General features: G+C 64.3%; 22 protein-coding genes. 14 read left to right on the top strand and 8 right to left on the bottom strand.

Annotated elements, in window-relative coordinates; all coding sequences use genetic code 11:
- The first annotated feature begins 100 nt into the window (after positions 1-100).
- Entirely contained in the window at positions 101-1792 is a 1692-nt protein-coding gene (locus C8C98_RS09275; RefSeq protein ID WP_121454040.1) for a GMC family oxidoreductase, read from the top strand.
- A gap of 43 nt (positions 1793-1835) precedes the next feature.
- On the opposite strand, the gene C8C98_RS09270 is transcribed toward C8C98_RS09275, so the two are convergent.
- Complete coding sequence (locus C8C98_RS09270) at positions 1836-2180, bottom strand: hypothetical protein (RefSeq protein ID WP_121454039.1); 345 nt, start codon at positions 2178-2180, stop codon at positions 1836-1838.
- Positions 2181-2647: 467 nt separating this feature from the next.
- On the opposite strand from C8C98_RS09270, the gene C8C98_RS09265 reads away from it, so the two are divergent.
- The 5 genes from C8C98_RS09265 to C8C98_RS09245 all read left to right on the top strand — a co-directional run bounded on the left by C8C98_RS09265 (position 2648) and on the right by C8C98_RS09245 (position 7191).
- Positions 2648-3406 (top strand): TSUP family transporter, encoded by a 759-nt coding sequence (locus C8C98_RS09265; protein ID WP_121454038.1) that lies wholly within the window; start codon positions 2648-2650, stop codon positions 3404-3406.
- 280 nt (positions 3407-3686) lie between these two features.
- Positions 3687-4448 (top strand): ABC transporter substrate-binding protein, encoded by a 762-nt coding sequence (locus C8C98_RS09260; RefSeq protein WP_121454037.1) that lies wholly within the window; start codon positions 3687-3689, stop codon positions 4446-4448.
- A gap of 199 nt (positions 4449-4647) precedes the next feature.
- Complete coding sequence (locus tag C8C98_RS09255) at positions 4648-5430, top strand: amino acid ABC transporter permease (RefSeq protein ID WP_099657542.1); 783 nt, start codon at positions 4648-4650, stop codon at positions 5428-5430.
- Complete coding sequence (locus C8C98_RS09250; protein WP_121454036.1) at positions 5427-6197, top strand: amino acid ABC transporter ATP-binding protein; 771 nt, start codon at positions 5427-5429, stop codon at positions 6195-6197. Before C8C98_RS09255 ends, C8C98_RS09250 begins: the two co-directional genes overlap by 4 nt.
- 106 nt (positions 6198-6303) lie before the next feature.
- Entirely contained in the window at positions 6304-7191 is an 888-nt protein-coding gene (locus C8C98_RS09245) for a DMT family transporter (RefSeq protein ID WP_121454035.1), read from the top strand.
- Positions 7192-7320: 129 nt separating this feature from the next.
- Here the strand turns inward: C8C98_RS09245 and C8C98_RS22050 are convergent, their stop codons facing one another.
- The 5 genes from C8C98_RS22050 to C8C98_RS09220 form a co-directional block, all read right to left on the bottom strand.
- Entirely contained in the window at positions 7321-8409 is a 1089-nt protein-coding gene (locus C8C98_RS22050; RefSeq protein ID WP_147436355.1) for a hypothetical protein, read from the bottom strand.
- Positions 8410-8558: 149 nt separating this feature from the next.
- Entirely contained in the window at positions 8559-10493 is a 1935-nt protein-coding gene (gene mrdA / locus C8C98_RS09235; RefSeq protein WP_121454033.1) for a penicillin-binding protein 2, read from the bottom strand.
- Positions 10494-10553: 60 nt separating this feature from the next.
- A complete protein-coding gene (gene mreD / locus C8C98_RS09230) occupies positions 10554-11072 on the bottom strand; it encodes a rod shape-determining protein MreD (protein ID WP_121454032.1) in 519 nt (172 codons plus the stop codon).
- Positions 11069-11986: a rod shape-determining protein MreC gene (gene mreC / locus C8C98_RS09225; RefSeq protein WP_121454031.1), complete on the bottom strand. Its 918-nt coding sequence runs from the start codon at positions 11984-11986 to the stop codon at positions 11069-11071. The genes mreD and mreC overlap by 4 nt, the downstream gene beginning before the upstream one ends.
- Before the next feature lie 130 nt (positions 11987-12116).
- A complete protein-coding gene (locus C8C98_RS09220; protein WP_099657536.1) occupies positions 12117-13160 on the bottom strand; it encodes a rod shape-determining protein in 1044 nt (347 codons plus the stop codon).
- Between the two features lie 218 nt (positions 13161-13378).
- On the opposite strand from C8C98_RS09220, the gene gatC reads away from it, so the two are divergent.
- The 3 genes from gatC to gatB are packed head-to-tail and all read left to right on the top strand — an operon-like array spanning position 13379 to position 16638.
- On the top strand, positions 13379-13678 hold the full coding sequence (gene gatC / locus C8C98_RS09215; RefSeq protein WP_121454030.1) for an Asp-tRNA(Asn)/Glu-tRNA(Gln) amidotransferase subunit GatC: 300 nt from the start codon (positions 13379-13381) through the stop codon (positions 13676-13678).
- 5 nt (positions 13679-13683) lie between these two features.
- Complete coding sequence (gene gatA / locus C8C98_RS09210; RefSeq protein ID WP_121454029.1) at positions 13684-15183, top strand: Asp-tRNA(Asn)/Glu-tRNA(Gln) amidotransferase subunit GatA; 1500 nt, start codon at positions 13684-13686, stop codon at positions 15181-15183.
- 3 nt (positions 15184-15186) lie between these two features.
- A complete protein-coding gene (gene gatB, locus C8C98_RS09205; RefSeq protein WP_121454028.1) occupies positions 15187-16638 on the top strand; it encodes an Asp-tRNA(Asn)/Glu-tRNA(Gln) amidotransferase subunit GatB in 1452 nt (483 codons plus the stop codon).
- A 104-nt stretch (positions 16639-16742) separates the two neighbouring features.
- Here the strand turns inward: gatB and C8C98_RS09200 are convergent, their stop codons facing one another.
- Together C8C98_RS09200 and pyrE are read right to left on the bottom strand one after the other, a co-directional pair.
- Entirely contained in the window at positions 16743-17423 is a 681-nt protein-coding gene (locus C8C98_RS09200) for a DUF4124 domain-containing protein (RefSeq protein WP_121454027.1), read from the bottom strand.
- Positions 17424-17428: 5 nt separating this feature from the next.
- Positions 17429-18127 (bottom strand): orotate phosphoribosyltransferase, encoded by a 699-nt coding sequence (gene pyrE, locus C8C98_RS09195; protein WP_121456163.1) that lies wholly within the window; start codon positions 18125-18127, stop codon positions 17429-17431.
- A 10-nt stretch (positions 18128-18137) separates the two neighbouring features.
- Here pyrE and C8C98_RS09190 point away from each other — a divergent pair, with 10 nt between their 5' ends.
- The 5 genes from C8C98_RS09190 to C8C98_RS09170 all read left to right on the top strand — a co-directional run bounded on the left by C8C98_RS09190 (position 18138) and on the right by C8C98_RS09170 (position 25715).
- On the top strand, positions 18138-18941 hold the full coding sequence (locus C8C98_RS09190) for an exodeoxyribonuclease III (RefSeq protein ID WP_121454026.1): 804 nt from the start codon (positions 18138-18140) through the stop codon (positions 18939-18941).
- Between the two features lie 9 nt (positions 18942-18950).
- The gene (locus tag C8C98_RS09185; RefSeq protein ID WP_121454025.1) at positions 18951-20906 is read left to right on the top strand and encodes a GspE/PulE family protein; all 1956 of its coding nucleotides are present in this window, start codon (positions 18951-18953) and stop codon (positions 20904-20906) included.
- A 160-nt stretch (positions 20907-21066) separates the two neighbouring features.
- Positions 21067-21705 (top strand): MBL fold metallo-hydrolase, encoded by a 639-nt coding sequence (locus C8C98_RS09180; protein WP_121454024.1) that lies wholly within the window; start codon positions 21067-21069, stop codon positions 21703-21705.
- A 295-nt stretch (positions 21706-22000) separates the two neighbouring features.
- Positions 22001-24289 carry a catecholate siderophore receptor Fiu gene (locus tag C8C98_RS09175; RefSeq protein ID WP_121454023.1) on the top strand — a complete coding sequence of 763 codons (2289 nt, stop codon included), beginning with the start codon at positions 22001-22003 and terminating at the stop codon, positions 24287-24289.
- A gap of 247 nt (positions 24290-24536) precedes the next feature.
- Complete coding sequence (locus C8C98_RS09170; RefSeq protein WP_199726576.1) at positions 24537-25715, top strand: DUF1513 domain-containing protein; 1179 nt, start codon at positions 24537-24539, stop codon at positions 25713-25715.
- The last annotated feature ends 38 nt before the right edge of the window (positions 25716-25753 follow it).

Below are 25753 nucleotides of genomic sequence, written 5' to 3'. Positions count from 1 at the left end.
TATTTAATAGCAACAGGCATTTACCCCATCGACAGGCAGTGGGCGCTCAGCACAATGGGGCGGGTAACCCATCCGTCCCATCTCCGCCCTTTCCCTATCCATGAGCGACACCCAGTTTGACTACATCATCATTGGCGGCGGCACTGCGGGTGCCCTGCTGTGCAACCGCCTGAGCGCGGACGGCCGCCACCGCGTGCTGCTGATCGAAGCGGGTCGAAAAGACGACTACCACTGGATCCACATTCCCGTGGGCTACCTGTATTGCATTGGCAACCCGCGCACCGACTGGCTGTACCACACCGAACCCGACGCAGGCCTGAACGGCCGCACCCTGCGCTACCCGCGCGGCAAGACGCTGGGCGGCTGCAGCAGCATCAACGGCATGATCTACATGCGCGGCCAGGCCCGCGACTACGACCAGTGGGCCCAGCTGACGGGCGACGACAGCTGGCGCTGGGACAACGCCCTGCCCTACTTTCGTCGGCATGAAGACCACTGGCGGCTGGACCAGCCCGAAGGCGTCAACGAAAACTTCAAGCGCCTGCACGGCAACAAGGCCACGGGCAGCACGGGCGAGTGGCGCGTAGAAAAACAGCGCCTGCGCTGGGATGTGCTGGACGCCTTTGCCCAGGCCGCGCAGGAGGCAGGCATTGCCGCCACCGACGACTTCAACCGGGGCACCAACGAGGGCGTGGGCTACTTTGAGGTGAACCAGAAAAGCGGCTGGCGCTGGAACACGGCCAAGGCCTTTTTGCGGCCCACCTGCTACGGGCGGCCCAACTTTGAGATGTGGACCAGCGCGCAGGCGGCGCAGCTCCTCATCGAGACGCAGCCCGACGGGCAGCGCCGCTGCAGCGGCGTGAAGGTGTGGGACGGCCAGCAGATGGTGACCGCCCACGCCAGCCGCGAGGTGGTGCTCAGCGCAGGCGCCGTCAACTCGCCGCAGTTGCTGCAGCTGTCGGGCATCGGGCCTGCTGCGCTGCTGCGCCAACACGGACTGGAAGTAGCGGTGGACCTGCCCGGCGTGGGCGCCAATTTGCAAGACCACCTGCAGATCCGCTCGGTCTTCAAGGTGCAGGGCGTGCCCACGCTCAACACCATGGCCAACTCGCTGGTGGGCAAGGCCAAGATCGGGCTGGAATATGTGCTCAAGCGCAGTGGGCCCATGAGCATGGCGCCGTCGCAACTGGGCGCCTTCACCCGCAGCAGCGCAGAGCATGTGCACCCCAACATCCAGTACCACGTGCAGCCTTTGTCGCTGGATGCGTTTGGCGAGCCGCTGCACAGCTTCCCGGCCTTTACGGCCAGCGTGTGCAACCTGAACCCCACCAGCCGGGGCACCGTGCAAATCAAGAACGCAGACTTCCGCACCGCCCCGGCCATTGCCCCCAACTACCTGAGCACCCCCGAGGACCGCAAAGTGGCCGCCGACAGCCTGCGCGTGACGCGCCGCATCGTGGCCCAGCCCGCGCTGGACAAGTACCGGCCCGAGGAGTGGAAGCCAGGCGTGCAGTACCAGACCGACGCAGACCTGGCGCGGCTGGCGGGCGACATTGCCACCACCATCTTCCACCCCGTGGGCACCACCAAAATGGGGCACGACCTGGACCCCATGGCGGTGCTAGACAGCCAGATGCGCGTGCGCGATGGGCGCGGCGGCGTGGTGCACGGCCTGCGCGTGGTGGACGCTGGGGCGATGCCCACCATCACCAGCGGCAACACCAATTCGCCCACACTGATGATGGCCGAGCGCGCCGCGCAGTGGATGGTGGAGGCGCAGCGCGCGGGCTGAATGGACCCAGTGGGTGGCCTGCGCTGCTTGCCGGTCACCCCATTCAGCGGATGCCACCGACATAGCGCCGCGTTTGGGGGTGTGACGGGGCCAGGGCGTGCACCGCAGGGACCACCGCCTGCTCGGCGGTCTTGGCAGCCACGGCTTCGCGGGCGCTGCGGCGCAGTTCGGCGGCCAGGGTGTCTTGCATGCAATGCTCAAGGCGATCCGCCCATTCGACCAGCTCAGGGGCTTGGTCTTGCACAGCGCGTTCGCGGGCAAAGCGAACGATCTCGCGGGCGTAGCTGCCGTTGCTCGCCATCCACTCGGTGTCTGTCACGCGGCCCGTCTTGCGCCGCAGCAGCACGTGCAGGTGCGCGGCGATAGCGAGTTTCTCGCTGTGGTTCATGTGTCTCTCCCTCCGTTGCCTTCGGACATGCCCCACAAGGGGGCAGACAGGCTGCAGTGATTGCACAAGCCGTGCCAGATGCAACATATGGATACGTTTGCACCACAAGTCCTGCAGCCACGGCACAAGCCAGGGCGCCAACCGGGTCGAGGCCCTGCACGCGCTCAAGAATCTGCGGGAAACTCCCAATGCACCAAGGCAGGGCAGGAGTTACATTGCAGTTACTCAACGGGGCGCCAAGGTGTTCCCAGATGAGGGGACCGAGGAGACAACCCGTAAACCAACTACCAAGATAAGCACCCAACGAGGTGCGAAAAATTTTCAAAGCGCTGGCGATCCCAGCGCTTTTTTTTGTCCTTGCGGGTCCACGGCCAGGGATGTTGTCCTCCTCAAGCGCCCATGCCGACGAGGTCCAGGCGCTATAAAAACCATAACAGCCATAACAGGCTGCATGCCAAAATTAGGCGATGGAATGGATTTTTATTACCCTGGCCTCGCTCTTCGCAGGCTTTATCGACGCGATTGTGGGTGGGGGCGGACTGATTCTGACCCCCGCGCTGTTTGCCGCTTTTCCGGGCACCGCCCCGGCCACTTTGTTTGGCACCAACAAGGCCGGCTCGGTCTGGGGCACGGCCATGGCCACTTGGCAGTACAGCCGCCGGGTAGAGATGCGCTGGCGCGCCCTGCTGCCCGCTGCGGGCGCGGGCTTTGCGGGCGCCTTTACCGGGGCCTGGACGGTCACGGCCCTGTCGCCCGACTTCTTGCGCAAGGTGCTGCCCCTGGTGCTACTGGCCGTACTGGCCTACACGCTGGCCAAAAAAGACCTGGGCCGCCACCACGCCCCGCGCTTTGCGGGCCGCGCCGAGGTGTGGGTGGCCTGCCTGGTGGGCCTGGGCATTGGCTTTTACGACGGCTTCTTTGGCCCCGGCACCGGCAGCTTCTTTGTCTTCCTGTTCGTGCGCCTGCTGGGCTATGACTTTCTGAACGCATCGGCTTCGGCCAAACTGCTCAACTGCGCCACCAACATTGCCGCCATCACGCTGTTCGCCTTCAAGGGCCATGTGTGGTGGCACTACGCCGTCACGCTGGCCATTGCCAACGTGGTGGGCAGCATGGCGGGCACGCACATGGCGCTCAAGCACGGCACCGGTTTTGTGCGCGGCATCTTCATCGTGGTGGTGAGCAGCCTGATCCTAAAGACGGGCTACGACGCGTTCTTGCGCTGAGCACAGCGCCGCGCCATGGGGCCGCAACCAGGGCGGCCCTGCATTCGCCCTGGCATCGCGCTTGCTAGAAGGGGTTTGAGGAGGGTCAAAAAAACCTTGACCATCCGCGCAACACTAGGGTTGTCCTGCGTGGCCTGAAAAAGCACGGGCATCCTATAATTTGTTTCTATTTGATGACGCACTCCATCGCTTTTGGCGATGCCTCGTCTCCCACGCTCCGGCTTGCCTACCTGCATGCCGGATTTTTTTGTACCTGAAACACCCCTAGCAGGACCTTGCCATGAAACTGTTGAAGACCGTTGTTACCGCCGTGGCGCTGTGCGCTGCCTTTGCCGCCCAGGCCCGCACGCTGGACGAAGTCAAAAAAGACGGCAAGATCATCATCGCCACCGAGGGCCAGTTTGCCCCCTTCAACTACTTCAAGGGCACCCAGCTGACGGGCTTTGAAGTGGAAGTGGCCGAGCTGGTGGTCAAGAAGATGGGCCTGAAGCTGGAGTGGAAGACCCTGGGCTTTGACGCCCTGCTGACCGGCCTGGCCCAAAACCGCTGGGACGCCGTGATCGCCTCGCACGGCGTGACCGAAGAGCGTGCCAAGGCCGTGACGTTTGCCAACCCCCACTATTGCTCGGGCGGCATGATCGTGGCGATGGATGAAAAAATCCGCAACGCCAAGGACCTCACCGGCAAGGTGGTGGCCGTGCAGACCGGCACCAGCTACCTCACGCAAGTGCAAAAGCTCGCAGGCGTGAAGGAAGTGAAGAACTTCCCCCAAGACACCGACGCCCAGCGCGCCCTGATCTCCAAGCGCGTGGACGCCTGGGTAAGCGACAAGTTCGTGGCCAAGGAAGCCGCGGCCAAGAACGCCAAGGCCGGCTTCAAGCTGGGCGACATGCTGTTCATCGAGCGCATTGCCCCCGCCATGGCCTTGGGTAACACAGGTCTGGCCGACGCCTGGAACAAGGCGTTTGCCGAAGTGCTGGCCGATGGCAGCTACGCCGCCGTGTCCAAGAAGTACTTCAACGAAGACGTGCGCTGCAACTGAGTTGCCATCGCCAGGGGCGAGAGGGGTTGAGGTGAGCCAAGCTGGCCCCCGCCCCTGCAGCCCCCAGGGTGCACAGAGGGTACATGCCCTCTGCGCACCCTTTGTTTTTGCTGGCACACTCGCCACCTTTGGCGCCGTGGATGCCCCAGCCTCTGCGGCTGGATCGATTCAGAACTGAGACCGACCGGTCATTTCATTCATGCTTATTGCCCTTTGGCCGCAAACCTGGACGCGCCAGCAGCGCAGCAATGCCACCCTGGTCGCCGCGGTGGTGCTCATGGTGCTGGCCCTGTCGCTGCTGGGCGAACTGCTCTCCTTCCTGCCCGAACCCATTGGCTCCAACGCCCAGGCGTTCTCTGAGGGCGCCCGCACCACGCTGTGGCTCACGCTCATCAGCGGCGCCGTGGGCCTGGTGCTGGGCACCGTGGCCGCGCTGGCCCGCACCGCCCGCTGGGTGGCCGTGCGCTGGGCGGCCAGCCTGTACATCTGGGCGATTCGCGGCACACCGCTGCTGGTGCAGATTCTGTTTGTGTACTTTGCCCTGCCGGTGCTGGTGCCGGGCCTGAACCTGCCCGACTTTGCTGCCGCCGTGGTGGCCCTGGGGCTGAACGTGGGCGCCTACAACGCTGAGGCGCTGCGCGCGGGCCTGCTGGCCGTGCCGCGCGGCCAGACCGAAGCCGCTCGGGCGCTGGGCCTGGGGCGTGTGCACGTCTTCCTGGATGTGGTGTTCCCGCAGGCGTTCAAGATTTCGCTGCCGCCGCTGGTGAGCAACTTTGTGGCGCTGCTCAAGGATTCGTCGCTGGCCTATGCCATTGGCGTGGTGGAGCTGACCAACGTGGGCAACCGCATCCAGTCGGCCACCTTCCAGCCTATTGCCACGCTGACCACGGTGGCGGTGACGTATTTGCTGCTCACCACGCTGGTCACGCAAATCTCCAACGCGGTCGAGTACCGCTTTGACGTGGAAGGGCGCAACCAATGAGCCACCACCCTGTATCTGCACCTGTGGCCCAGCCCAAGCCCTACATCGTTGCCGAGGGCGTGTGCAAATCGTTTGGCACGCACCAGGTACTCAAAGAAGTGTCCACCGTGTTCCACACGGGCGAGGTGACGGTGATCATTGGCGCCTCTGGCTCGGGCAAGAGCACGCTGCTGCGCGCCATCAACCGGCTGGAGCCGCACGACGCCGGGCGCATCACCATCGACGGCGTGGACGTGTGCGACGACCACACCACTTTGCAGCGCCAGCGCTGCGAGGTGGGCATGGTGTTCCAGCAGTTCAACCTGTTTGGCCACATGAGCGTGCTGGACAACGTGACGCTGGCGCCCCGCCGCATTCGCCACACGCCCCGCGCCCAGGCCAACCAGGACGCCATGCAGCTGCTGCGCCGCGTGGGCATGCAAGACCATGCGCACAAGTACCCCTGGCAACTGTCGGGCGGGCAGCAGCAGCGGGTGGCCATTGCCCGCGCGCTGGCCATGCAACCGAAGGTGATGCTGTTTGACGAGCCTACCTCGGCGCTGGACCCGGAGATGGTCAAGGAAGTGCTGGACGTGATGCGCGAGCTGGCGCGCGGCGGCATGACGATGATTGTGGTCACCCACGAAATGGGCTTTGCCCGCGAGGTGGCCGACCGCGTGATGTTCTTCGACCAGGGCCGCATCGCCCACGATGCGCCGCCGCAGGAGTTTTTCAACAACCCGGCCAACGACCGCATCCGCGCGTTTCTGGGTCGAGTCAGCCACTGACACGGCGACCGGGAGAGCCTGACCCAAGGGCCACCGGGCAACCGGGGGCCCTTTTTGTTTGCGGGCTGGGTTTTGTTTTGGATTTTGGTTCTGGAGAGGTCTTCCCATGCGCACCGAACGTTCCGGCCTGATGGCCTTGCTCATCGTCACCGTGGTGTGGGGCACCACCTTCCCGGCCATGAAGCTGCTGTCTGCGCAACTCGATGCGCTGCAGATCATCTGGCTGCGCTTCGCCATTGCATTGGTGGTGCTACTGCCGCTGTGGCGCGGCATGCGCAGCAATGAGCGGCGCTGGGGCTGCGCGCTGGGGCTGCTGCTGTTTCTGGCGTTCTGGCTGCAGATTGAAGGACTGGCGCGCACCAGCAGCAATCGCAACGCGTTTGTGACCGGCCTAAACGTGCTGGTGGTGCCGCTGATTGCGATGCTGGCGCTGGGCCGCCGCTACGGCTGGCAGCTGTGGGCGGCCTGCGCCATGGCGTTTGCGGGCATGGCGCTGATGTTCCATGAAAACGAGCCCTGGAACCTGGGCGACACGCTCACCCTGGCCAGCACGGTGTTCTATGCGCTGTACATCCTGGCGCTGGAAGAATGTGCGCGCCGCACCAGCGCCGCCCCGCTGCGCGCCACCCGCATGGCCGCCGCGCAGGCCCTGGTGATGTGTGGCGCCGCCACCGTGCTGCTGTGGGGGCGCGATGGGCACATGGACTGGCTGCCCCAACTGACCCGCCTAGACAACGCCGCCTGGATTGCCTTGGTGTACCTGGGCCTGCTGGCCAGCGTGGTGGTGGTGACGCTGCAGGCCTGGGGCCAGCAGCGGGTGGACGCCATGCGCAGCGCCATCGTCTTTGGGCTGGAGCCCGTGTTTGCGGCACTGACGGCCTGGGTGCTGCTGGGCGAAAGCCTGGGCTGGACAGGCAGCGGCGGCGCGGCCCTGATCGTGGCCGCCCTGGTGGTGAGCCAGCTGCAGCCGGCCAGCAAGGCACAGGCGGCCTGAACAGGTGCGCCACCGCGATATTTTTAGATAAAAACAGGCCCTAGCGCTTATTGAATAAGCGCTAGAAGCTACCAAAACAATAGCAAATAGAACCCAACACTGCACTGGACACAGCAGCGCAGCCCGTGCCTACACCTGCGTGACCAAGCCGGTCATCTTCACCACCTCCAGATCACGCCCCTTGACTGAGGCCAGCTCGGTGAGCAGGCGATCGTTGTTCCAGCGCTCATCCGGGGCCCCGCTGAGGTACCAGTTCGAGCCGTTGTCGGCCAGCAGCGTGCCGTAGGTCTTGAGCGCTGTGAGGATGGCCTGGGCCTCGGGGCTGAAGCTGCTGGGGATGGCGTAGCTGGCCTTCAACCGCACCCGCATGCCCATGGGCGGCAAGTTGGCGTCGGTGCTGGAGGATGCGTAGTGCGTGGCGGGCGGCACAAAAGCTTTGCGCGTGCGTGCTGCCGTGAAGCGCAAGGCGTGGCGAATGCCCCCCGCGCCCTGCGAGGCCTTGTCGTACCGCACCAGACCGGGAAAGATCGGCAGCCCGGCGGCATCGGCGCTGGTCCAGCCCGCCTTCGCGCTGGGGCGCACGTTGTTGCTGTCGAGGTGGAACGCGGCCCCCACATCGGACTGCCAACGGTCGCCTTTCGCAAAGGCACGTCCCAATTCATAGAGGCGCTGATTGTCCCGGTCGATCACCAGCACATGCCGGTCCCCGCCCCGCCCCGGCGCGCCTTCCACAGGCGCGTCCAGCGGGATGGGGAACGGGCCAGGGTCACTTTCGTCCCCATAGGCTTGGTACTCGATCACCACCGTGGCCTGCTGGCCGGACACCACGCGGTACGGAATGCCGATGGGCGCCCCGTCCCACAGGCCCGAGCCAAAGTCGCGGTACAGGCCCGTGTCGGCACCCATGCTGGCGATCAGGCGCTCGGAGTTCGGGTCAACCTCGGCGGCACTGATGTCGGTGTTCCAGGGGTTGTCCGCAGGGAACGGAATGGCCCCATTGAGCGAGGCCCCAGCGCCCAGGCTGGCGCGCGAGAGGTTGCCGTACGTAACGCCCGAGGGAGGCACCGAAGGCGTGCCGGGGCTGGTCGGGCTGGTCGGGCTGGTCGGGCTGGTCGGGCTGGTCGGGCTGGTCGGAGCATCGCCCCCACCACCTCCGCCGCACGCCGTGAGCAGAAAAACAGGAAGGGCCCCCAGGGCCCGGCGGCGTTGGCGTTGCATGGTGTCCGCCGGCAGGTAGCAATCGGGTGCTCTCCTCCGAAGGGCGAAAGCGGCCGGATTGTGATGCCAATGGCGCACGCATGCTGTGAGCAGGTGTTAGCAATCGCTTTGCCGAGACGGCACATAGGCGGCTGCGGCCTGCTTCAGGCTCAGCGCAAGGTGACTTCGTCTGCCCGGCGCGGTTTGCCAATTGGCGCAGCAGCCTGGCCTTTGCGCACGGCCTGGATGTCTTCCTCGTTGGGGTATTCGCCCTGCAACCAGTAGTCAAACACGCGCCGCGCGATGGGCCCGGCGGCGGCGGCACCAAAGCCCGCGTTTTCCACAATCAAGGCCACCACGATCTGCGGTGACTCAGCGGGTGCGAACGCGGCAAAGAGCGAGTGGTCGCGCTGGTGCTCTTCCATCGCCTTGGCGTTGTATTTGACGTTCTGGCCCAGGCTCACCGCCTGTGCGGTGCCGGTTTTACCGGCGGAGGTGTACGGCGCCCCGGCAAAGATACGGGTGCCGGTGCCGCCCTTGTTCACCGCCACCAGCGCGTTGCGCACGATCTCCACGTTCTTGGGCTTGTAGCCCAGGTCTTTGCCAGGCGGCTGGGGCACCGGTGTCAGCTCGCCCGTCACCGTGTCTCTGACAGCCTTGATGAGGTGCGGCGCGTAGCGCGTGCCGCCATTGGCCAGCGTGGCCTCGGCCACAGCCAGCTGCAGCATGGTGAAGTTGTTGTAGCCCTGGCCAATGCCCAGCGACACCGTCTCGCCAGGGAACCAGCGCTTCATTTCCGGGCGCTTGTAGGTGTTGCGCTTCCATTCGGTGCTGGGCAGGGTGCCGCGCACTTCGCCGTTCAGGTCAATGCCAGTGGACTGCCCGAACGTCAGGGGCTTCATGAAGTCGTGGATGGTGTCCACCCCCATCTCCACCGCCAGTGAGTAAAAGTAGGTGTTACTGGAGAACTGGATGGCCCGGTGCATGTCGAGCGCGCCCAAGCCGCCTTCGTGGCTGCGGAAGGTGCGGCCACCGAAGTTGTAAAAACCCGGGTCGTTGACGATCATGCTGGGCGAGCGCTTGTTCAGCTCCAGCGCCGCCAGCGCCATGAAGGGCTTGTAGGTGGACCCCGGCGGGTACAGCCCGCGCAGTGCGCGGTTGAGAAGGGGTTTGTCGATGGATTCGTTGAGCGCGGTCCAGTTCTCCACGTCAATGCCTTCGACAAAGAGGTTGGGATCAAACGTGGGCTTGCTCACCAGGGCCAGCACTTCGCCGTTGCGCGGATCGATGGCCACCAGGGCGCCACGGCGGTCACCAAACAGGTCTTCCACCATCTTCTGCAACTTGATGTCCAGCGAGATCATCACGCTCTTGCCCGGTGTGGCAGGACGGCTGGCCAGCTTGCGCACGGCACGCCCGCCGGCCGATGTCTCCATTTGCTCCACGCCGGTGATGCCGTGCAGGTCGGATTCAAAGCTTTGCTCCACCCCCAGCTTGCCGATGTATTCGGTACCCCGGTAGTTGGCCTCGTCGTCCGCGTCCTGAATGCGCTGCTTCTCGTTCTGGTTGATACGGCCAATGTAGCCAATGGCGTGGCTGCCGATCTCGCCCAGGGGGTAGTTGCGGAACAGGCGCGCCTTGATCTCCACCCCCGGAAAGCGGTACTGCTGCGCGGCAAAGCGCGCCACTTCCTCATCACTCAGGCGGGTGCGAATGGGCAGCGACTCGAAATTGCGCGACTCTTCCAGCAAGCGCTTGAAGCGCCGCCGGTCGCGCTGGTGGATGTCCACCACCTTGGCCAGCGCGTCGATGGTGTCGTCCAGCGGGGCTGCGCGCGATGGGGTGATCTCCAGCGTGTAGGCCGCGTAGTTGGTGGCCAGCACCACGCCATTGCGGTCCAGGATCAGGCCCCGGTTGGGCACGATGGGCACCACGGCCGTGCGGTTGCTCTCGGCCTGGGCGGCCAGATCTTCGTGGCGCACCACCTGCAAATACAGCAGCCGCGCCACGATGAGGCCGAACGCCAAAAACACCACGGCGGCCACCACCAGCACGCGCAGGCGCAGGCGCGATGCGTCGGCGGCAACGTTGCGGATTTCAGTCATGTGTGCTGCCCCTCCAGGCTTGCACTGCGAGCCGTCGTAACGTTCGTGCGCTCACCATGGTCACAGGGGGCGGTTCTCGTCGCGATCGGGCGGGCGGCGCTGCGGGGCCAGCAGCACCCAGCTGGCCAGGGGCCACAAAGCGACTTCCAGCGCAGGCGCCAACAACACCCAGAAGCCCGGGAAGATGCCGCCGGTGACCATCCGCAGCAAGGTCTCGATGCCATGCGCCATGGCAAACATGGGCAATAACTGCAGGGCCTGCGAGGGCACGCTGAACCACAGCAAGCGCCGGTGCATGGCCGTGGCGCTGAAGGAGAGCACGGTGTAGGCCAGCGCGTGCTGGCCCAGCAACGCAGACTGCGCCACATCCATGCACAGCCCCAGCGCAAACGCCACGCCCATGCCCACCCGCAGGGGCTGGTGCACGCTCCAGAACACGATCAGCACCATCAGCAAGTCCGGCAGCCACACCCAGCGCCCCAAGGGCACCAGATTGACGGCCAGGCCCACCAGCAGGCTGACGACAATGAAAACCGGGTTGACAGGCAGCAGCAACTGCTGGCCACGGGGCATGATCATTTGCGCGCCCTCTTGCTGGTCACGGTGGGGGCGGGCTCAGGCCGGGGCGGCAGGTGGTCGGTCAGGGGTTTGAGCACCATCACATGGCGCACACCCTGCACCTGGGCCAGGGGCTTGCAGTAGATGCGGGCAAAGGCCGAGTCGGCACGGCGTTCCACATGGGTCACGCGGGCCACAGGCAGGCCTGGGGGATAGACGCCGTCCACCCCGCTGGTGGTGAGCAGGTCGTCCTCGCGCACATCGGCATTGGCCTGGATAAAGCGCAGCTCAATGCCACCACCGTGCTCGGCCATCGGGTCACCATACGCCACGGCGCGTGCGCCGGTGCGCAGGTTCAGCACCGGGATGGCCTGATCTCTGTCCACCAGCAGCGTGACTTCGCTCACCAGGGGAAACACCCGCGTCACCTGCCCCAGCACGCCGCCTTCGTCCATCACGGGCACGCCCTGCTCCACGCCATGCAACTGCCCCTGGTCAATCACCACGCGGCGGGTGTAGGGGTCGGCGGTGTCGTAAATCACCTGGGCGGCCTGGGCGGGCGTCTGCAGGCGCTCGCGCAGCGCCAGAAGCTTGCGCAGGCGCACGTTCTCTTGCGCCAGTTGCTCGGCCTGGTGCGCCTGCTGCGACACCAGTACCAGCTTTTGCGCGGCAGCATCGGCATCGGCCTGGGCCGATTGCAAGGATTGGAAGTAGCCCGAGCCGTGGCGTGCCAACTCCACCGGCTGGAACACCAACCACTGCACCGGATAGAGCACCGAGCCAATGGCCTGGCGCACGGGCCCGGTGATTTGAAAGCGGGCATCGGCCACCATCAAGAACAGCGCCAGCGCGCTGAACGCGGCCAAGCGCGACAGGGCCGACGGGCCCTGCTTGAAGAAAGGTGGCGCACTGCGGTCTAGGGTTCCCAGGGGCATAGAGGGCAGTACTCAGGAAGGGGCGCGCAGGGGCTGGGTCACTGCAGTGGACTCACAAAGCACGAAGACATCAGCGATCACGCGGTTCTGACCCAGAGCCCCCTGCGAAAGAAGGCCCCAGGCTTGCACATTACTCGCTGGTGAAGATGCTGCCCAGGCGGTCCATGCGCTCCAGCGCAATGCCGCAACCTCGTACCACGCAGGTCAGTGGGTCTTCGGCCACCAGCACGGGCAGGCCGGTTTCTTCGGCCAGCAAACGGTCCAGGTCGCGCAACAGCGCGCCGCCGCCGGTCAGCATCATGCCGCGGTCAGAAATGTCGGCACCCAATTCAGGGGGGGTTTGCTCCAGCGCGTTTTTCACGGCCGAGACGATCTGGTTGAGCGGGTCTGTCAGGGCTTCCAGCACTTCGTTGCTGGAGATGGTGAAGCTGCGCGGCACGCCTTCAGACAGGTTGCGCCCCTTGACTTCCATCTCGCGCACTTCAGAGCCTGGGAAGGCCGAGCCAATGTTCTTCTTAATGGCTTCAGCCGTGGGCTCGCCAATGAGCATGCCGTAGTTGCGGCGGATGTAGTTGATGATGGCTTCGTCAAATTTGTCGCCACCCACGCGCACACTGCCCTTGTAGACCATGCCGCCCAGCGAGATCACGCCCACTTCAGTCGTTCCGCCGCCGATGTCGACGACCATGGAGCCAGAGGCTTCAGAGACCGGCAGGCCCGCACCGATGCCAGCGGCCATGGGCTCTTCAATCAGGTACACCGCCGTGGCGCCTGCCGCTTCAGCGGCGTCCTTGATGGCGCGGCGCTCGACCTGGGTGGAACCACAAGGCACGCAGATGATGATGCGCGGGCTGGGGGTGAACAGCGTGCGCGGGTGCACCATCTTGATGAACTGCTTGATCATCTGTTCGGTGATCACGAAGTCGGCGATCACGCCATCCTTCATGGGCCGGATGGCTTCGATGTTGCCGGGCACTTTGCCTAGCATGGCTTTGGCTTCGTGGCCCACCGCCTGGATGACCTTCTTGCCGTGGGGGCCGCCTTCGTGGCGGATAGCGACCACCGAGGGCTCGTCCAGAACGATACCTTTGTCACGGGCAAAAATGAGGGTATTGGCGGTGCCAAGGTCAATGGCAAGGTCGGTGGAGAAGTACCGACGAAAAGCTCCGAACATTCAAAAATCCTCTCAGGCACGGCATGCGCGTCGGCCTGCCATCGCCGGGTGTGTCAGGGAGTGGGTGGGAGTCAAATATCACTTTTTTCGCACAATGACCGGCTGAAAAGAGGGTATTGCGGCAAAGCCGGGATAATACCCCATCCCCTGTGAATAACTCCCTCCGGCATGACCCGGATCACAGCTTTACATCTGGTATCCCGAGAAATATTTTCCCTATGGCACTGACCCCTCAGGACATTGGTCGCATCGCCAATCTGGCGCGACTGGAGCTCACACCATCAGAAAGTGAGCGCATGCTCACACAATTGAACGGCTTTTTCGACGTTGTGGAGCAAATGCGGGCTGTGGATACCCAAGGGATTGAGCCCCTGGCCCACCCCGTGGCAGCCATCCAGGCCGTGGCCTTGCGCCTGCGCGAAGACATCGCCAGCGAGCCCAACAACCGCGAAGCCAACCAAAAGAGTGCGCCAGCCGTGGAGCGCGGCCTGTTCCTCGTGCCCAAAGTGATTGAGTAAGTCCCATGATCCAGAACCCCACCGCACTGCACGACCTGAGTGTGACCGAGCTGGCACGCCAGCTGCGCAACCGCCAGGTTTCCGCCGTGGAAGCCGCCCAGCATTTCCTGGCCCGCACCAAGGCCCACCCCACCCTGGGCGCCTACGTGGCCCTGAATGAAGACGCCACCTTGGCCCAGGCCCAAGCGGCCGACGCGCGCATTGCCGCTGGCACCGCCGGGCCCCTGGCGGGTGTACCCATCGCGCACAAGGACATCTTTGTTACCAAAGATTTTCCCAGCACAGCAGGCTCCAAAATGCTCGCGGGCTACCAGTCACCCTTTGACGCCACCGTGGTCACCAAGCTGGCCGAGGCTGGCGCCGTGACACTGGGCAAGCTCAATTGCGACGAGTTCGCCATGGGTTCGGCCAACGAGAATTCTGCGGTGGCCCCCGTGGGTTTTGACGCCCCCGCCCCCATACGCAACCCCTGGGACACCAGCCGAATTCCCGGCGGCTCATCGGGCGGCAGCGCTGTCGCCGTCGCTGCGCGCCTGGCACCGGCCGTCACGGGCACAGACACGGGCGGCTCGATCCGCCAGCCGGCATCGTTTTGCGGCATCACCGGCATCAAGCCCACGTATGGCCGCGCCAGCCGCTACGGCATGATCGCCTTCGCCTCCAGCCTGGACCAGGCCGGCCCCATGGCCCGCAGCGCCGAAGACTGCGCGCTGCTGCTGTCGGCCATGTGCGGGCCTGACGCCGACCGCGACTCCACGTCGCTGGATGTGCCTGCGGAAGACTTCAGTGCCAAGCTCAATGACTCCATCGAAGGCCTGCGCATCGGCATCCCCGCCGAATTCTTTGGCGATGGCTTGGCGCCCGATGTGCGCGCTGCCGTGGATGCCGCGCTCAAGGAATACGAAAAGCTCGGCGCCAAGCTCGTGCCCATCACGCTGCCGCGCACCGAGTTGTCGATCCCGGTGTACTACATCATTGCGCCAGCCGAAGCGTCGTCCAACCTCAGCCGCTTTGACGGCGTGAAGTTTGGCCACCGCGCCAAGGATTACACCGACCTGGTGGACATGTACAAAAAGACCCGCGCCGAAGGCTTTGGCGACGAGGTCAAGCGCCGCATCATGATCGGTGCCTACGTGCTGAGCCACGGCTACTACGACGCCTACTACCTGCAGGCCCAAAAGATTCGCCGCATGATTGCCGACGACTTCCAGAACGCCTTCAAGGAATGCGATGTGATCGCTGGACCCGTGGCACCCACGGTGGCATGGAAGCTGGGCGAACACGGCAGCGACCCACTGGCCGACTACCTGGCCGACATCTTCACCCTGCCTGCGTCGCTGGCCGGCCTGCCCGGCATGAGCGTGCCAGCAGGTTTTGGCGAAGGCGGTATGCCCGTGGGACTGCAACTGATCGGCAACTACTTCAAGGAAGCCCAGTTGCTGAACACCGCGCACCGCCTGCAGCAAGCCACCGACTTTCACCTCCGCCAGCCCGGAGGGCTTTGATTTATGACGACGAGCAAATTGATTCACGGGTACGAAGTCGTCATCGGCTTTGAAACCCACGCCCAGCTGGCCACGCAGAGCAAGATTTTCAGCCGCTCGCCCACGGCCTTTGGTGCCGAGCCCAACACCCAGGCCAGCCCGGTGGACTTGGCACTGCCTGGCACCCTGCCGGTGATGAACCGCAAGGCGGTTGAGTGCGCTATCAAATTAGGACTGGCTCTCGGCTCCCACATTGCGCCAGAGAGCATTTTTGCCCGCAAGAATTACTTCTACCCTGACTTGCCCAAGGGCTACCAGATCAGCCAGTTTGAAATCCCGGTGGTGCAAGGCGGCGAAGTCGAGTTCTTTTTGGGCGATGAGAAAAAGACCGTGCGCCTGGTGCGCGCCCATTTGGAAGAAGATGCGGGCAAATCGCTGCACGAAGACTTCATTGGCCAGTCAGGCATCGACCTGAACCGTGCAGGCACGCCCCTGCTGGAAATCGTGACCGAGCCCGACATGGGCTCCAGCGAAGAAGCCGTGGCCTACGCCAAAGAGCTGCACAAGATCGTGACCTGGATCGGCATTTGCGACGGCAACATGCAAGAGGGCAGCTTCCGCTGCGACGCCAACGTGTCGGTGCGCAAACCCGGCCAACCGCTGGGCACGCGCCGCGAGATCAAGAACCTGAACTCGTTCAAGTTCATGCAGCAGGCGATCGACTACGAAATCCGCTGGCAGATCGAGCAGATCGAAGACGGCCATGCCATCCAGCAAGCCACTGTGCTGTTCGACCCCGACACGGGCGAAACACGCGCCATGCGCACCAAGGAAGACGCGGCCGATTACCGCTACTTCCCTGACCCAGACCTGCCACCACTGCAGATCTCGCAAGCCTGGATTGACGAGCAACGCGCCCAGATGGCGGAGCTGCCCCGCACGATGGCTGCGCGCTTTGTGGCCGACTACGGCCTGCCCGAGTACGACGCCACCACGCTGACGCAGAGCAAGGCGATGGCGGCCTACTTTGAAGCCGCCGCCAAAGCCTGCGGTCAGGCCAAGCTGGCCAGCAACTGGATCATGGGCGAGTTGTCACGTCGCCTGAATGCCAGCGAGTCTGGTATTGAAGCGGCCCCGGTGCCTGCAGTGCAGTTGGGCGCACTGATCGCGCGTATCGCCGACGGCACCATCTCCAACAACGCTGCCAAGCAGGTGTTTGATGCACTGTGGACAGGCGAGTCTGTCGATGTGGACGCCATCATTGAAGCCAAGGGCCTCAAGCAGATGAACGACTCCGGCGCGCTGGAGGCCATCATCGATGAAGTGATCGCCGCCAACGCCGACAACGTAGCCCAGTTCCGCGCAGGCAAGGACAAGGCATTCAATGCGCTGGTGGGCCAGATCATGAAGGCCAGCAAGGGCAAAGCCAATCCGCAGCAGGTCAACGATTTGCTGCGGGCCAAGCTGTCGGCCTGAAGCGCAAAGGGCAGGCAGGGGCACTGAAAGTCCCTGGCTTGCTCCCCCCATTGAAAAAGCCCCTCGGGTTCATTCCAGAGGGGCTTTTTTATCGCTGCTACCCATCAGCGGGCTGCCGACGCCGCCGCAGGTTGCGTGGCCGATGCAGCAGGCAGGCTCACAGGTTTATAGGCATCCCACAGAACCTTGAGCTTGGCCAGCTCCACATCAAACCGCTGGTTCACCTTGCGCTTTTCCTGGTCCTGGCCGAGGATAAAACGCTGCTGCTCTGCAATGCTGTCTTCGTTTTCGCCGATCTTGCGGCGCAAGGTCATGGGCGCTTTGTTGGGATCTTTTTTGTAGAACTCCATCTCCAGGTCAAACGCCTTGCGTTGTTCCTTGAGTTCAACAACGCGCTTTTCAGCCGTCGAGGTGACCTCGTCCACCATCAGCAAGGCGGCGTTGCGCTCGATGTCGTGGGTGGCTTTGTCGGGGTAGCGTGCTACCAATGCGCGCTCGCGGCGGCGCTCTTCCATCACACGCACGCGCTCTTCGGCTTCTTTGCGTTGCTGGGCTTCTTGGGCCGCACGCTCGCTGTCTGACAGCGAGGGGCCAATCTGGCGCCGGGTAACCCCTGAGGGACTCAGCTCACGCTGTTCACGGTCCAGGCACTCAAGGATGGGGCGATCAGCCGTCAAACGGCGGCCGTGCTTGTCAACGCAGGTGTAGATGCCTTGGGCAGAGGCAAGCGCAGTGATGCCCGCCCACAGCGCGATCCCCACTGCACTCGCCGCCCATTTTTTCAAGTTCCTTATCCTTCTGTGACGCCATATTTTTGGCGATATGCAAAGACCCGCTCGTGATGGACGCGCATCTCCGCCCCCCCGTTTTGAGAGAGATAAAGCAATAAATCTGCCAGCTTGGCAATCACGCACACCTGCATGCCCAACTGGTTGCGCACGTACTGCACCGCACTGTGCTCCACGTCCACACCATTCTCTGTGGCTTTTTCCTGGCGGTCCAGCGCAATGGCCAAGGCGTGGGGGGTCGCCCCTGCGGCCTGAATGAGCGCTATGGACTCGCGTGCGGCCGTGCCCGCAGACATCACATCGTCCACGATCAACACCCGGCCTTTGAGCGGGGCGCCCACCAACGTGCCACCTTCGCCATGGGCCTTAGCCTCTTTGCGGTTGTAGGCAAACGGCACGTTGCGGCCCAGGCGGGCCAGCTCTACTGCCACGGTGGCAGCCAGCGGAATGCCCTTGTAGGCGGGACCAAAAACCATGTCGAATTCGATGCCGCTGGCCAGTAGGGCTTTTGCATAGAATTCCGCCAGACGGCCCATCTTGGCCCCGTCGTCAAACAGACCGGCGTTGAAGAAATACGGGCTCATCCGGCCCGCTTTGGTCTTGAATTCCCCGAATCGCAAGACGCCCGATTCCACGGCAAAACGTACAAAATCCTGCGCCAAAGCGCCGTCGTCCAAGGCTTGCGCGCCAACATCCACCATGGGAAATTCCTTGTTCAAATTAACCAGCCTCAATCTCAATGGCATCCGTTCGGCCACCAGCAAAGGCGTGGAGAGCTGGATCGCCACCACGCGGCCGGATTGTATTTGCGTGCAAGAAGTGAAGGCCCAGGCCGCCGACATTACCACCCGCTTCGAGGTGCTGGCGGGCCTGACGGGGCACTTCCATTTTGCGCAGAAAAAGGGCTATTCAGGGGTAGGCATTTACACCCGGCACGAGCCTTCAGACGTCATCGTGGGCTACAACTCGCCCGAGTTTGACCTGGAGGGCCGCTACGTAGAGCTGCGCTTTGACACGCCAGCGCGCAAGCTCTCCATTGTGAGCGCCTACTTTCCCAGTGGCTCTTCCAGCGAAGAGCGCCAGCAGGCCAAATTTCGCTTCCTGGCCGAGTTCTACCCGCACCTCATGCAACTCAAGACGGGGCGTGAATTCATCCTGTGCGGCGACGTCAACATCGCCCACCAAAACATTGACTTGAAGAACTGGCGCAGCAACCAGAAAAACAGCGGCTTCCTGCCCGAAGAACGTGCCTGGATGACAAAGTTGTTAGACACAAGTGGCGATGGCGGCGCCCTGGTCGACGTTTACCGTCAGTTACAACCTGCCACCACGGACACCGCCTACACCTGGTGGAGCAACCGGGGCCAGGCTTATGCCAACAATGTGGGTTGGCGGCTGGACTACCACTTGGCCACACCCGCCATGGCGGCACTGGCGCGCACAGAGTCCATTTACAAGGGCGAAAAATTTTCAGACCACGCGCCCATCACCGTGGAATACGAGTTCGCGCTCTGACCCACTGCCATGTCCTTCCCCAAAGACACCGAGGCCTCCCTGCTCCAATGCATCCAGCCGCAAAGCACCGATGCGTTGTGGATGCTGCTTTCCACGCCGCACCCGGCCATTGGCAAGGCCCGCCACTTGGGGGAGGCGCTGCTGCATGCCGGGCTGATCACCCCGGCCGCGTTGGCCAGCAGCTTGCAGACCCAGCAGCAGGAACGGGACAAAGGGAACGCACGCCCGATTGGCCAGATCTTGGTGGAGCAGCACGACCTGAGCCAGGACCAATTGCGGCAAGTGATTTCCACCTGGCTGGGCGAGTACATGGTCGACCCCGCCCACCTCCAGCCGGAGCCCGATGCACTGGCCTTGGTGCCCCGCACCGTGGCCGAGCGCGAATCGGTGCTGCCCGTGCTGGCGCGCGACGAATCCTTGGCGCTACTCATGGCCGATCCATACGACCGGATGCTGCTCAGCGAACTGCGCTTTCTGACCCAACGGCGGCTGATTCCCATCAAAGCCGCGCCAGGCACATTGGCTCCCGCCATCGCCCAGGCATACAGCGTTCACCCAGGGGATGCATCTGATGCGCCACAGGGCAAAATCGCCGCTGGTGGAGCAAAAGACGGCGTGCGCACACCGCCCGCCGCACGCGCCACCTCGCAAGAGCTGGCCCAGGACCTGAACGACTCGGCCCCGGACAGCCACACGACCGATACCGATGTAGTGAGTGAATCGGACAACACGCTGGTGCGGCTGATCAACTCGGTCATCAACGAAGCCATCGCCCACCGCGCCTCTGACATCCACATCGAAACCGAACCCGCGCCCCTGAACGTGCGCATTCGCTTGCGCATTGATGGCGACTTGGTGCCCCACTTGGAGTTGCCCGCGCGCTTTCGCTATGCCTTGGTAGCCCGCATCAAGATCATGGCCAACATGGACATCTCGGAGCACCGCAAGCCCCAGGATGGCAAGATCGATTTCTCTCGCTTCGGCGGCCCACCAGTAGAGCTGCGGGTCGTCACGGTGCCCACTTCGCGCGGTCTGGAGGATGTGGTGTTGCGGCTGCTGGCAGGCGCCAAGCCCTTGCCGCTGGATGCCATTGGGCTCACGCCGGCCAACCTGAAGGCCATGCGTGACATGGTGCGCAAACCTTACGGGCTGGTGCTGGTGGTGGGCCCCACGGGCTGCGGCAAGACCACGACACTGCACTCGGTCATCAGCGACATCAACACCGCTGGCCGCAAGATCTGGACGGCCGAGGACCCGATCGAAATAACCCAGAGTGGGCTGCGCCAGGTGCAGGTCAACCCGCGCATCGGCTGGACCTTTGCTGCCGCCATGCGCACCTTTTTGCGCGCCGACCCAGACGTCATCATGATCGGCGAAATGCGTGACGAGGAAACCTCGCGCATCGCCATTGAAGCATCGCTCACGGGCCATCTGGTGCTCTCAACCCTGCACACCAATTCGGCACCCGAGAGCATTGCGCGGTTGTTGGAGATCGGCCTGGACTCGTTCAACTTCTCGGATTCGCTGTTGGCCATCCTTGCGCAGCGCCTGGTACGGCGCCTGTGCAAAGCTTGCCGCGAACCCGTGGTGGCGGACGATGAAACCCTGCTGGGCATGGCATCCCAATACCTGCCCAGCGGCTCGGGCAACAGCCCCGAAGGCCGTGCGGCGCTGGTCCAGCGCTGGCGCGACAACTACGGCACGGGTTCTGGCGAATTGCAGCTCTGGCGCCGCGCGGGCTGTCAGGAGTGCGAGGGCCACGGCTACCGCGGGCGCATGGGCATCCATGAATTGATGCTCAGTGACGAAGCCATCCGCCAGCACATACGCCGCCGTGCCTCGGCCGCAGAAATCCGTCAAGCCGCCTTGGCGGCCGGCATGCTTACCCTGCGCCAGGACGGCATTGAAAAAGTGCTGCGGGGCTTGACCGACATGCCCGAGGTGCTGGCGGCCAGCAACCTCTGAAGCGACCTATTCGCGCGTGGAGATGCGTGTGGTCTGCTTGCTCAGGGTGAGCATGAAGCGATGAAACAGCACGACCGGCCACCAGCCACACTCGGTTAGAAGACTTGACCACCCATTGTTTGCAAAAGCCATTCTCTGTTAGCAACCACCAATCACCCCCATGCTGAATTACCTCACAGTCCCCGTCACCCCATTCCAGCAAAACGCGTCCATCGTGTGGTGCGATGCCACCCACCAGGCCGCTGTGATTGACCCAGGGGGCGACTTGGATGTGCTTCTGGGTGAGGTGGATCGCTTGGGGCTCACGCTCTCGCAGATCTGGCTCACCCACGCCCACATCGACCACGCAGGCGGCACGGGCGAGCTGGCGCAGCGCCTGCAGTTGCCCATCGTGGGGCCGCACCCGGGTGACCAGTTCTGGATTGACGGGCTGGCGGAGCAAAGCGCAATGTTTGGCTTTCCACCCGCGCAGCCCTTCACGCCCACGCGCTGGCTGCACGATGGCGACACAGTGCAACTAGGCAACGAGACGCTGAACGTGCGCCACTGCCCCGGCCACACACCGGGGCACGTGGTGTTCCATGCGCCGCAGATTGACCGGGCGTTTGTGGGCGACGTGCTGTTTGCTGGCAGCATCGGCCGCACCGACTTCCCCCAGGGCAACCACCAGCAGCTCATCGACAGCATCACCCAGCGCCTGTGGCCCATGGGCGACCAGACGGTGTTCATCCCCGGCCATGGCCCTGAAAGCACGTTCGGGCGCGAGCGTCGCAGCAACCCCTACGTGGGCAATACCTGATTCCATTTCCAAATCATTCCTAACTAGGCGCGAAGCCGCAGACAGTGCTGAAGCACGGCAAGGCGAAGCAACAACGTCAGGGGGATTTAGAAATGGCATGAGCCCCTTGCGTGCGCTGGCTTCACAGCGCAGGGCCCTGCCGCGTGGTGCGTTGGCGACATACCACCCAACTCGCATTTGATAATGATTCTCAATTATTTACAATAGTTGGCCAGCCAGCCATCTGCTCGATACACAGCGCCCCAGCGCTTTGCGGAACGTCAGCCAAGTCCGCACACAACATCGAGGAGAAACCATGGCGCGCATCCGCAGCCCCCACCACACCGTTCCACTGCATCTGCTGGCGCTTGCCATTGCAGCCCTGCCCGGTGTCATCCAGGCCCAGACGGCCGAGAAAAGCCTGCCTGAGACGACGATACGCTCCGAGGCCACCGTCCCCTACAAAACCGACCGGCTGGCCAACCCCAAACTTACACAGCCGCTGGTGGACATCCCCCAGACCATCTCCGTCATCAACCAGGAGGTGATCCGCGAACAAGGCGCAGCATCGCTGATGGACGCACTGCGCAACACCCCCGGCATCACCATGCAGCTGGGCGAAGGCGGCAACACCTCGGCGGGTGACACCTTCCAGCTGCGGGCGTTCTCGACCCAGACCGCCACCTTCATCGACGGCATCCGCGACCTGGGCGCCATCACCCGCGACATCTTCAACATCGACCAGGTCGAAGTGATGAAGGGCCCCGCAGGCACTGACATTGGCCGGGGCGCGGCATCGGGTTACATCAACCTGATCTCCAAGCTGCCCACCCGCACCGACCAATACGGCGTGACCACCACCGTGAACACCGCCAACAACAAGCGCGTGACGGCCGACCTGAACAAGCAACTGGGCGAGACATCCGCCGCGCGCCTGAACCTCATGGGCCAGGCGGGCGGCGTGGAAGGCCGCAACGTGGTGGAGAACAACGGCTACGCCATCGCCCCTTCGTTCGCCTGGGGCCTGGGCACGCCCACACGCATCTACCTGTACTCGCAGCACGTGCGCCAGGACAACGTGCCCGATGGCGGCATCTCCACCATCGGCATGCCGGGCTTTTACAACGCAGCGGCCCAGGTGCGCACTGCGCCACGCGTGAACCCTGAGAACTTCTACGGCAGCAGGGACGACTACGAAAAGGTCGATGCCGACATGGTGACCGCCAAGTTCGAGCACGACCTGGGCGGTGGCACCGTGGTGCGCAACATTGCGCGCGCGGGCACCACCCAGATGGACCGCCGCCTGACCAGCGTGGGCGCCATCACCGCCACCAACCTGGCCAACCCCAGCAGCTGGACGGCCGCGCGGTCATTGCAGCGCACCGACCAGACCAACGACGTGCTGGCCAACCTGACCAACGTGACCAGCCAGTTCAGCACCGGCAGCCTCAAGCACACCCTGTCGGCCGGGCTGGAGTTCATGCACGAGCGCCAGAAGAACCTCGGCTTTGGCACCGCCGCGCAAACCATCAACGGCGTGACCTACGCCGCCGTGAACGCCCCGGCCGCCAACCTGTACGCCCCCAGCGCCAGCGACGCGCTGGGCGTGCCCTACCGCACCGGAGCCGACACCGACGGCAGCACCAACACGGCGGCGCTGTATGCCTTCGATACGCTGCAACTGAACGAGCAGTGGCAGCTCAATGGCGGCCTCCGGTTCGAGCACTACCGCACCAAGACCGATGCCAGCACCATCGTCACCACCAGCAACCTGACCAGCTACCCCGGCTACGCTGCAGGCTCGCTGGCGCCATCGGCGCTGAGTACCTCGGGCAACCTCACCAGCTGGAAGCTGGGCACGCTGTACAAGCCTGCGGCCAACGGCAGCATCTACGCCTCCCTGGCCAACTCGCTCACGCCCCCTGGCGGCTCCAACTTCGCGCTGTCGTCCACCTCCACCAACCAGAACAACGCCGCGCTGGACCCGCAAGAGACGCGCAACATTGAGCTGGGCACCAAGTGGGAGCTGCTGGACAACCGCCTGAACCTGAGCGCTGCCGTGTTCCGCACCGAGAACAACAAGCAGATCTCGTACGACGCGGTCACCGGCATCTACACCCAGTACGGCAAGACCCGCGTGCAGGGCATCGAGCTGGCCGCCGTGGGCCAGATCACCCCCTTCTGGCAGGTGTCGGCAGGCATTGCCAAGACACAGACCAAGGCCCTGGGCCAAAACAGCCTGGGCAGCACCGGCGCCGTGACCAACACCGACAGCGTGCGCTGGTCACCCGACCTCACGGCCACGGCCTGGACCTCGTACACCTGGGGCGCCTTCACCCTGGGTGGCGGCGCACGCTATGTGTCTGACCAAAAGCGAGTGGTCACCGCTGGCACGGCGCTCAACGTGTCCAACATGCCCAAGATCCCTTCGTACTGGGTGACCGACCTGATGGCGGCCTACAAGGTCAACCGCAACGTCAACCTGCGACTGAACATCTACAACCTGTTCGACAAGGAATACATCAGCACGCTGAACAACAACGGCGCACGCATGGTGCTGGGCGCGCCCCGCTCGGCGTCTTTGACGGCAGAGTTCTTGTTCTGACCCCACTCGGGCGAGGTGGGCGCCCGGCGCGCAGCAACTTCGCCCCTCCCCTGCCCTGGTCCCCAACGGCGGGCAGGGGCACCGGGGCCTGCTTCACCCCCTCAGGCGCGTGCCCCCAACCGCAGCGCCACACCGCACCCGAGGGTGTGCGACAGGCTCTGCCCCCACAGCAGCGGGCGACCCACTGGCCAGCGCCTGGGCCGCCGCCCCCTGTCTTGTCCGATCGACTTTTTGCGGAGCCCTTCGCATGAACTTCCCCTCCATGAACCGCCGCACCCTGCTCTCTGGCACCTCCATGGCCGCCCTGGGCGCTGCGGGTGCTCTGGGCCTTGCCCCCGGGCGCGCCCTGGCACTGGGTGCCGATGCCAACAGCACCACCACGCTGATCGGTGCCGCCTGGCGCGGCCCCAAGGCCACCGACACCCACTACGCTGGCGTGCTGGCCGCCGACTGGGAGCGCAAGCAGCTCACCATCCGCTACGCCGTGGCCCTGCCCTCGCGCCCGCATGGGCTGGTGCCGCAGGCAGACGGCGGCCTGCTGGTCAACTGCGTGCGGCCCGGCACCTGGCTGCTACGCTGCGATGGCGCGGGACGGGTGACAGAGCGCATTCAGCTCGACCGCGACCGGGACGCCGTGCTGCTCAGCGGCCACACCGTGCCCTCGCCCGACGGCGCCACCCTCTACACCACCGAGATCAACTACCGCACCGGGCGCGGCCACATTGGCGTGCGCGACGCCGCCACGCTGCGCAAGCGGGACGAGTGGGACAGCGGCGGCATCGACCCCCACCAACCCGTGCTGGACGCGCAAGGCCACCTGCTGGTGGCCAACGGCGGGGTGCTGCGCAACCTGGCCGACGCCAAATACGACCTGCAGCGCATGGAATCGGCCCTGGTGCGCATCGACACCACCACCGGCCGCATCGCCCAGCGCTGGGTGCTGGACGACCCGCGCCTGAGCATGCGCCACATCGCCTGGAGCACGTCCGCCACGTCCGCCACATCGGATGAACCCCGCCGCCTGGGCGTGGCCATGCAGGCCGAACACGAAGACCCCGCCCGCCGCGCCGCAGCGCCCATCCTGGCCGTGCTGGAAGGCGACAAACTGAGCGTGCCCAGCCGCGTGAACGACGGCCACGGCTACGCGGGCGACATCACCCCCGCCTACAACGGCGGCTTTGCGGTGTCGAGCAACAAGGCCGGGCTGGCGCAGCTGTGGCACCCCAGCATGCCGGACAAGCTCTCGGCCATCGTGCAACTGCAAGAGGCCTACGCCCTCACGGCCTGGGCCGGGCCCCAACCCGGCGGCGGCGTACTGGTGGCCACCGCCCCCGGCCTGGTGCGCTGGCACCCCAGCGCCAAACCCGCCTTTGTGCCCTGGCCCGAGCCCATGGCGCTGGACAACCACTGGGTGCTGATGGGCTAAGCCTACAAGTCAAAAACCCCTCCAGCACTTATGAATAA

This window comes from Acidovorax sp. 106 (assembly GCF_003663825.1).
GTDB lineage: Bacteria > Pseudomonadota > Gammaproteobacteria > Burkholderiales > Burkholderiaceae_C > Acidovorax.
This window is presented reverse-complemented; position numbering and strand designations above follow the sequence as displayed.